At 69.0% G+C, this 7,288-nt stretch carries 9 protein-coding genes; 5 read left to right on the top strand and 4 right to left on the bottom strand.

Features of this window, described 5'->3' with window-relative positions; genetic code table 11:
• Positions 1-478, bottom strand: a 478-nt coding sequence (locus A37W_RS24050) for a PAS domain-containing protein (RefSeq protein ID WP_437437307.1), incomplete at its 3' end; no start/stop codon positions are given.
• Between the two features lie 573 nt (positions 479-1,051).
• On the opposite strand from A37W_RS24050, the gene A37W_RS22095 reads away from it, so the two are divergent.
• Complete coding sequence (locus A37W_RS22095; RefSeq protein WP_018303783.1) at positions 1,052-1,780, top strand: Crp/Fnr family transcriptional regulator; 729 nt, start codon at positions 1,052-1,054, stop codon at positions 1,778-1,780.
• Here A37W_RS22095 and A37W_RS0114620 read toward each other — a convergent pair.
• The 3 genes from A37W_RS0114620 to A37W_RS0114610 all read right to left on the bottom strand — a co-directional run bounded on the left by A37W_RS0114620 (position 1,743) and on the right by A37W_RS0114610 (position 3,441).
• Positions 1,743-2,393: a sensor histidine kinase gene (locus A37W_RS0114620; RefSeq protein ID WP_018303782.1), complete on the bottom strand. Its 651-nt coding sequence runs from the start codon at positions 2,391-2,393 to the stop codon at positions 1,743-1,745. The genes A37W_RS22095 and A37W_RS0114620 overlap by 38 nt on opposite strands.
• A 90-nt stretch (positions 2,394-2,483) precedes the next feature.
• Positions 2,484-3,185 (bottom strand): winged helix-turn-helix domain-containing protein, encoded by a 702-nt coding sequence (locus A37W_RS0114615; protein WP_018303781.1) that lies wholly within the window; start codon positions 3,183-3,185, stop codon positions 2,484-2,486.
• Positions 3,157-3,441: a hypothetical protein gene (locus A37W_RS0114610; RefSeq protein ID WP_018303780.1), complete on the bottom strand. Its 285-nt coding sequence runs from the start codon at positions 3,439-3,441 to the stop codon at positions 3,157-3,159. The genes A37W_RS0114615 and A37W_RS0114610 overlap by 29 nt, the downstream gene beginning before the upstream one ends.
• Positions 3,442-3,643: 202 nt before the next feature.
• Between A37W_RS0114610 and A37W_RS0114605 the strand changes: the two genes are divergently transcribed.
• The 4 genes from A37W_RS0114605 to A37W_RS0114590 all read left to right on the top strand — a co-directional run bounded on the left by A37W_RS0114605 (position 3,644) and on the right by A37W_RS0114590 (position 6,975).
• The gene (locus tag A37W_RS0114605) at positions 3,644-4,204 is read left to right on the top strand and encodes a hypothetical protein (RefSeq protein ID WP_018303779.1); all 561 of its coding nucleotides are present in this window, start codon (positions 3,644-3,646) and stop codon (positions 4,202-4,204) included.
• Between the two features lie 138 nt (positions 4,205-4,342).
• A complete protein-coding gene (gene rnhB, locus A37W_RS0114600) occupies positions 4,343-4,999 on the top strand; it encodes a ribonuclease HII (protein WP_018303778.1) in 657 nt (218 codons plus the stop codon).
• Positions 5,000-5,089: 90 nt separating this feature from the next.
• Positions 5,090-6,199, top strand: a complete 1,110-nt coding sequence (locus A37W_RS0114595; protein ID WP_018303777.1) for a site-specific DNA-methyltransferase — start codon at positions 5,090-5,092, stop codon at positions 6,197-6,199.
• 179 nt (positions 6,200-6,378) lie between these two features.
• Positions 6,379-6,975 (top strand): glutathione S-transferase family protein, encoded by a 597-nt coding sequence (locus A37W_RS0114590; protein ID WP_018303776.1) that lies wholly within the window; start codon positions 6,379-6,381, stop codon positions 6,973-6,975.
• Positions 6,976-7,288: the final 313 nt, after the last annotated feature.

The raw sequence follows: 7,288 nt of genomic DNA, 5'->3' as shown, positions 1-7,288 counted from the left end.
AGTCGTTGCCGTCCCGCTCGTCCTCATCCAGATCCATCAGTTCGCGTCCCCGGGCGTCCCACTCGGTCCGTCCGGTCGACAGGTTCCACGTGCCCCAGCCGAGGTCGGACGCCGCGGTCGCGAGGGCCAGCGCGTCCTTGGCGGCCCGCAGGTCCGATTCCGTCGCCCGCTGTTCGGTGACGTCGATGTTCACGCNGACCATGCCGACGAAGCGGCCGTCCTCGTTGAAGCGGGGGGCGGCCGACGTGTGAAGACGGCGGTAGACCCCGTCCGCGCGCCGGTACCTGGCTTCGACGTCCATCGGTGTGCGATCCCGCATCGCCCGGGAGAAGGGCTCCGCCAGCGCGTCCCGATCGTCGGGGTGAAGGGTGCGGCCCCAGTCGAACCGGGCGAGGTCGTCGATGTCCACGCCCCAGAACTCGCGCTGCCTGCGGTTGAGGAACACGCATTTCCCGATGTCGTCCCCGAGCCAGAGCATGGCCGGCGCGCCCTCGATGATGGCTCGGTAGAGGTCCAGCGTCTCGGTTTCGGGCGTCTGCTGCAGCAAGCTCCAAGGCATGATCTTCACCTTCGACTTCACCCCGGCCCGCATCTGACACACGCGCGTGAATGATTGGAAGGCACGTGACGGTGGGCGGTATGCGCGCCCGCGGCTCAGTACGCCTCCGTACGAGGCGCGGCTCGACGACCGTTTGCTTAAGCGGCGATCATCTGTTCCGGTTGTTCGACCTCGGCTGATCCCTCTGACATTCCCGAGGCCCGCGCCCGAACGGAGCCAGCCGCTTTCGTTCGCGCTCGGCCCCGGATGGAACATAGAGACAGCAGCTGGCCGAGTTGCACAGACTTCCCGTCTGCGCACAGGTCGGAGGTCCGGAATTCGCGCCCCATGAGATGACGAGCGGTGTAAACCGTTCGAAAACGCACCAAATCTTTCAGAGGAGTCTACAATTGTGAGATACGACGTCGGTCCACCGTCACTATGAAGGCGGAGAAGCAACGACACCAAAGGGACGGAACTCCGGCCGGCCTGTGTCCGGAGGAAGACCTGCATATGAACGCAGACGCGACAGAGAACCTGTTGCTTCAGGCGATGGGTGCCGAACGGGCGTCGGCGCTCCTCCCCCATTTCGAGCCCTGCGACCTCGGCCTCGGCATGCCGCTCGAAACGCCGGGCGAGCCCATCGAGTATGCCTACTTCCCGGAACGCGGAGTCGTCTCGGTGATCGTCCTGGCGCGCGAAGGGGGCGAGCAGGTCGAGGGCGGCCTGATCGGACGCGAGGGACTGACGGGCCAGACCGTCGTCCTGGGCGGGGACCGCTCGCCGCACCTGACGCGGGTCCAGATCCCGGGCCATGCCCGCCGCATCCGCGCCGACCGGTTGCGCGAGGTGATCGAGCGCGACCACGACCTGCAATCCTGGCTGCTGCGCTTTGCTCAGCTGATGTCGATCCAGACGGCGCACGCCGCGCTGGCCTACGCCCGGCTGCGGCTGGAGGAGAAGCTCGCCCGGTGGCTGCTGATGTGCCACGACCGGATCGAGAGCGACGAGCTGTCGCTGACCCACGAGTTCCTTTCGGTGATGCTGGGCGTGCGGCGGGCCGGCGTCACGGTCGCGACCCACACGCTGGAGGGCGAGGGCCTGATCCGCGCCCGACGCGGCCGGATCGAGATCATCGACCGCCGCGGGCTGCGGCGCGTCGCCGGCGCGGGCTACGGCACGCCCGAGACGGAGTACGAACGCCTCATCGGTCTGCCGATGTCGCGGGAAGACCGATCCTGAACACGGCGCCGCCGTCGGTGTCGGCCGACAGCGTGCCGCCGTGCCGCTCGACCACGCCGAGGACCAGGCGCATCCCCAGACCGCCCGCCGCCTCGGGGACAAACCCGTCCGGCAGGCCGGGACCATCGTCCCGCACCGTCAGAACCACCCCGTCCGCCTCCAGCATCGCCGACACGCGCAGCGTGCCGCTGCGCCAGTCGTAGGCGTGCTTCATCGCGTTGATGGCCAGTTCGTTCAGGATCATCGCGACGTCGGCGGCAAGTTGGGCCGGCATCGGGAACGGGGCGACGGCGGGGTGGAGCCGGACGTCGAGGGCAAGGGTATCGCCGATGTCCCGGCAGAGGACCGGAAGGAGATCCGTCAGGTCGACGCTTCCCTGGCCCGAAAGAGCGTAGAGGTGCCGGTGCAGACGGCTCACCCCGTCCACCCGCGCCGCCGCGGCGCGCAGTGCCGCGATCGCCGCCGGCTCGGTCACGCCGCGCTCGGACCGGCGCAGCAGCACGGAGACGAGCGTGAGGCTGTTCGCGACGCGGTGGTTCATTTCGCGGATCGGGTCCGCCGCGAACGTGCGCCCGTCCGCGCTCTCCGGTGGGGGCGATTGCCGATCCTTCATGCAGCCGGGGTCCCGTCGTCTGTCCGGAAACGAGGGTAGGTCACGTTCCGCCGTCGGCACGCCGATTGTCAGATCCGTACACGCCGCCCGTCAGACCATGCGGATCACGTCCTTCTCGATCGCCAGCATGTAGCCCTTGCGGGCGATGTTCTTCACCAGCAGCTCGCTGATCATCTGGTTGCCGAGGCTGTCGCGCAGCCGCTTGATCCGCGTCGCGCCCGCCGCCTCGTCGCAGTCGGCGGGGTCACGGCCCGAGATCATCCCCTCGATCTGGCTGCCCGACAGGACCTCGTCGTCCATCCGCGCCTCGGCCAGCACCGACAGCGTCTCGATCGCGGCCTCGGTCAGCTTGAACTCGAAGTTGTTGAGGTAGACCGTGTTCTGCTCGCGCGCGATCATCAGGGAGTTCACCTCGATCCCGTGCCTTTCGATCTGTCCCATGCGGCGGTTCAGCGCGATCAGCATGACCAGGAACGCGACCGCGGCGATCAGGAGCGCGGTGGCGAAGACCAGCAGCACGAAGACGATGATGCGGTAGCTGGCGAAGGTCTCGGAAAAGGCGGTGCCTGACTGGGCGAGGATCTCCAGCAGGCGCAGCTCGGCGTTCGTCGTGAAGTCGTTCTCGACGAAGATCCGCTCCACCCGCGCGTTGAAGGCGTTGGCGTCGGGCAGGTTCAGGAACAGCAGGATGGCCGCCACGGCGAGGATCGCGACGATGGCCGCGATGCCGAAGACGACGACCCGGTTGCCGGTGATCCGCGTCTCAGTAGCGGAGAAAGTACTCTCCCGCATCGGCCCTTCTCGCCTCCAGCCCGGACTCGTCGAACACCGAAACTACTTCCAGCAGTTGCCAGCCATCCGCAAGCAGAAGCGGCTGCAGTTCGGCGCGTGCGGCGCGGGGCGAGCAGTCGCCCCGCACCTCGTAGACACCGTACTGCAGTCGCAACGGGCCGTCCTGCTTGGCCTTGTAGTCGGCATAGCAGGCGGCGTCCGCGGCGGTGGCCGCAGCGGCGACGAGGGCGAAGGTCAGGGCGAGGAGCGATCTCATGATGCGATCACGATGGGGTGTGCCGTCCCGGTTATTCAATATCGTCGCTCCCCCGGTGGGGAGGGGCGTCGGTGTGTCAGAGGATAACAGTGGGGCGTTATTGCCTGTCCCGCAAGGGCGGCCCCACCTTTGCGTCAACACGACGCGCCGCACCCGGCGACCCCGACCGCCTCCCGGATCCGCTCCCAAAAGGAGACCCGACATGAATCACCTGACCACCGCCTTCGCCGCGACCCTCATGGCGCTGCCGACCTTCGCCCCTGCTCCCGCCGCAGCGCAGGACTGGACCCAGCCGGATTGGGGCGACCAGCAGACCGAGCAGGCAGAGCGCAACCGGCGGACCGGGCAGATCATCGCCGGAGCGGCAGTCCTCGGCATCCTCGGCCTCGCCCTGCGCAACCAGCGCGATGACGAGGACGACGAGGATCGGGCCCGCCATGACGATCGCTGGGACGACGCGTGGGACGATCGCGGCCGACGGGACGATTTCGGCCGGTGGGACGGTCACGACCCGCGCTGGAACGATTGGGCCGAACCGCGAGGCCGGGGCCAGTTCCTGCCGACCAGCTGCCTGCGCCGGTTCGAGACGCGCCGCGGCGATCTGCCGCTGTTCGACAGCGACTGCCTCAACCGCGAAGTGCGCCACGCCCGGGACCTGCCGCTCGACTGCGCGGTGACGGTCCGCAGCGAGGGGCGCTTCGTCAGCGGGTTCGATCCGAACTGCCTGACGGATCGCGGATACAGGATTGCCAACCGGGACTGACTTCACGGTTGAGCAGAGGCGCGGCCATGCCCCAGTTGCCGCGCCGGGGGTGGGGCGGGAGGTAGGACATGCCTTCCGCCCCGTTTCCTTTTCCGCCAGGGCCTTGAACCCGGCGCCGGGGTTTCGGAAGAAGGGGCCATGCCCCCCCGCGACACGCCCGAGCCGATCGTCCCCGATTACGCCTTCGAAGCCGCCGCGCTGGCCCGTGGCGCGCGCCGCGTGGCGGGCGTGGACGAGGCCGGGCGCGGCCCCCTGGCGGGCCCGGTGGTCGCCGCGGCGGTGGTGCTGGAGGTGGGCGCGATCCCGGAGGGCCTCGCCGACAGCAAGACCTTGCCGGCAGCCCGGCGCGAGGCCCTCTACGACCTGATCCTGGCGCGGGCCGAGGTGGGCGTCGGTGTCGCGACAGTGGAGGAGATCGACGAGATCAACATCCTGCGTGCGTCGCACGTCGCGATGGTCCGCGCGCTGCGGGCGCTGCCCTCCCTGCCCTGCCACGCCCTGATCGACGGCAACATGATCCCCCGCGACATGGTCTGCGCCGCCGAGGCCGTGGTGAAGGGCGACGGGCGCTGCCTGTCGGTCGCCGCGGCGTCCATCGTCGCCAAGACGTGGCGCGACCGCATCATGGTGGACTTGGCGCAACAGCACCCCGGCTACGGCTGGGAGACGAACGTCGGCTACGGCACGGAATGCCACAGGGAGGCGCTGCAGCGCCTCGGGCCGACCCCTCACCATAGGCGCTCGTTCAAGCCGGTCCACAATATCTTGTATCAAGCCGAAATCGTAACCTCTTGATTCAATAAAGGTTTTGACTGCGATTCGCCTCTGACTCACATTCATCCCAACGACGAGCGGGACCACCCGCCGGGGAACGAGGCAGACCGAATGACGACGATCAAGGACGCGGGCGCCCCGGTGGCGCTGCCGCTCGACACCATCCTTGCCGGCGACTGCATCGAGGCGATGCAGGGCCTGCCTGCGGCCTCGGTCGACCTGATCTTCGCCGATCCGCCCTACAACCTGCAGCTGAAGGGAGAGCTGCACCGCCCCGACAATTCCCGCGTCGATGCCGTCGACGACGACTGGGACCGGTTCGACAGCCTCAAGACCTACGACGCCTTCACCCGCGCCTGGCTGACCGAGGCGCGGCGTGTGCTGAAGCCCGACGGCGCGATCTGGGTGATCGGCAGCTACCACAACGTCTTTCGCCTCGGCGCCGCGCTGCAGGACCTCGGCTACTGGCTGCTGAACGACGTGGTCTGGCGCAAGTCGAACCCGATGCCGAACTTCCGTGGCAAGCGATTCACCAACGCGCACGAGACGCTGATCTGGGCCTCCCGCAGCGAGGGCGCGAAGTACACCTTCAACTACGAGGCGCTGAAGGCGCTGAACGAGGGCGTGCAGATGCGGTCCGACTGGACCATCCCGATCTGCACCGGGCACGAGCGGCTGAAGGACGACAACGGCGACAAGGCGCACCCGACGCAGAAGCCCGAGGCGCTGCTGCACCGCGTGCTCGTCGGCACGACGAAGCCTGGCGACGTTGTCCTCGACCCGTTCTTCGGCACCGGCACCACCGGCGCGGTGGCCAAGATGCTGGGCCGCAGCTGGATCGGGATCGAGCGCGACGCCGGCTACCGCAAGGTGGCCGAGGCCCGCATCTCCCGCGTCCGCAAGTTCGACCGCGAGGCGCTGGAGGTGAGCACCTCCAAGCGGGCCGAGCCGCGCGTCGCCTTCGGCGTGCTGGTGGAGCGCGGGCTGCTCCGGCCCGGCGAGGAATTGTGGAGCCTGAGCGGCCGGCACAAGGCCAAGGTCCGCGCCGACGGCACGCTGATCGCCGACGACGTGAAGGGCTCCATCCACCAGGTCGGCGCGCATCTGGAAGGCGCGCCCTCCTGCAACGGCTGGACCTACTGGCACTTCCGCCGCGAGGGCCAGATCGTCCCCATCGACTATTTCCGACAGCAGATCCGGGCCGAGATGCAGGCCGGCTGAGGCCGGACGACGAGGTTACCGCCGGTGCCTGTGGTCCGAACGCCCCTTGCGGGGGCGCTCCACGGCACGACTGCCCCGCCGCGCCCGCCAGGGCCGGCGGGGTCTTTTCTTTTCCGCGCTTGCGCCCCGCCCGGCGCGGCCGCAGGCTTCGCCCGACATCGACACCCGGGAATATCGCCATGCAGCTCGTCTCCTCCCCCGCCTCGCCGTTCGTCCGCAAGGTCCGCGTCCTGATCCGCGAGGCCGGGCACGAGGCGGACGTGACCGAGACGCCGGTCGCGACCACGCCGCTGGCGCCCGCGGCGGACGCGCTGGCGGCGAACCCGACCGGGAAGATCCCCGCGCTGATCCGCGACGACGGGCCGGCGATCTACGACAGCCGGGTGATCTGCCGCTACCTCGACAGCACATGGTCCGCCGGCCTCTATCCGGAGAAGCGCCTGTGGGAGGTGCTGACGCTGGAGGCGACGGCGGACGCGATCCTCGATGCCGCGGTACTGGTCGTCTACGAGGGCCGGTTCCGCGAGGCGCCGCTTCAATCGTGGATCGACGCCCAGTGGGCCAAGGTCACCCGCGGCCTCGCCGCGATCGAGGCCCGCTGGATGAGCCACCTGTCCGGCCCGCTGGACATGAGCCAGATCGCGGTCGGCTGTGCGCTCGGCTATCTCGACTTCCGCCACGGCGAGCGCGGCTGGCGCGGCGCGGTGCCGGAGCTGGCGGCGTGGGGGGATCGGTTCGCGGAGCGGCCGGCGATGCAGGCGACGGCGCCGGTGTAGGGTACGGCCGCAACCAAGTGCGGCGAGGCCCCTGTCTAACGAAATCATGTCAATGTGCTGGTGGCGGACGGCATCCCGTGAGGTCCCAGGGCTTGGAGCCCGCGAGCCGGCGCGGGAGCCGTCCGCCTTTGGATCGTCAACCTGAACAGTTGCTTGGGGCTGCGTGACCAGACCCCGCACCGACAGGGACAGGAGAAGATCATGACAGAAGAGTGCATCGGCGTCGACGTCTCGAAGCGGTGGATCGACGTGCATCATCCGCAGACCGGACCGGCCCGTCTGGCCACCGAGCCCAAGGTCCTTCGCTCCTTCG

The organism is Wenxinia marina DSM 24838, from assembly GCF_000379485.1.
Lineage (GTDB): Bacteria > Pseudomonadota > Alphaproteobacteria > Rhodobacterales > Rhodobacteraceae > Wenxinia > Wenxinia marina.
This window is presented reverse-complemented; position numbering and strand designations above follow the sequence as displayed.

Bases quoted from the DNA above. Each gene is read 5' to 3' on its own strand.
- A37W_RS0114590 (WP_018303776.1), top strand. From the start codon at position 6,379: ATGCAGCTCGTCTCCTCCCCCGCCTCGCCGTTCGTCCGCAAGGTCCGC.
- rnhB (WP_018303778.1), top strand. From the start codon at position 4,343: ATGCCCCCCCGCGACACGCCCGAGCCGATCGTCCCCGATTACGCCTTC.
- A37W_RS0114605 (WP_018303779.1), top strand. From the start codon at position 3,644: ATGAATCACCTGACCACCGCCTTCGCCGCGACCCTCATGGCGCTGCCG.
- A37W_RS0114620 (WP_018303782.1), bottom strand. From the start codon at position 2,393: ATGAAGGATCGGCAATCGCCCCCACCGGAGAGCGCGGACGGGCGCACG.
- A37W_RS0114610 (WP_018303780.1), bottom strand. From the start codon at position 3,441: ATGAGATCGCTCCTCGCCCTGACCTTCGCCCTCGTCGCCGCTGCGGCC.
- A37W_RS0114615 (WP_018303781.1), bottom strand. From the start codon at position 3,185: ATGCGGGAGAGTACTTTCTCCGCTACTGAGACGCGGATCACCGGCAAC.
- A37W_RS22095 (WP_018303783.1), top strand. From the start codon at position 1,052: ATGAACGCAGACGCGACAGAGAACCTGTTGCTTCAGGCGATGGGTGCC.
- A37W_RS0114595 (WP_018303777.1), top strand. From the start codon at position 5,090: ATGACGACGATCAAGGACGCGGGCGCCCCGGTGGCGCTGCCGCTCGAC.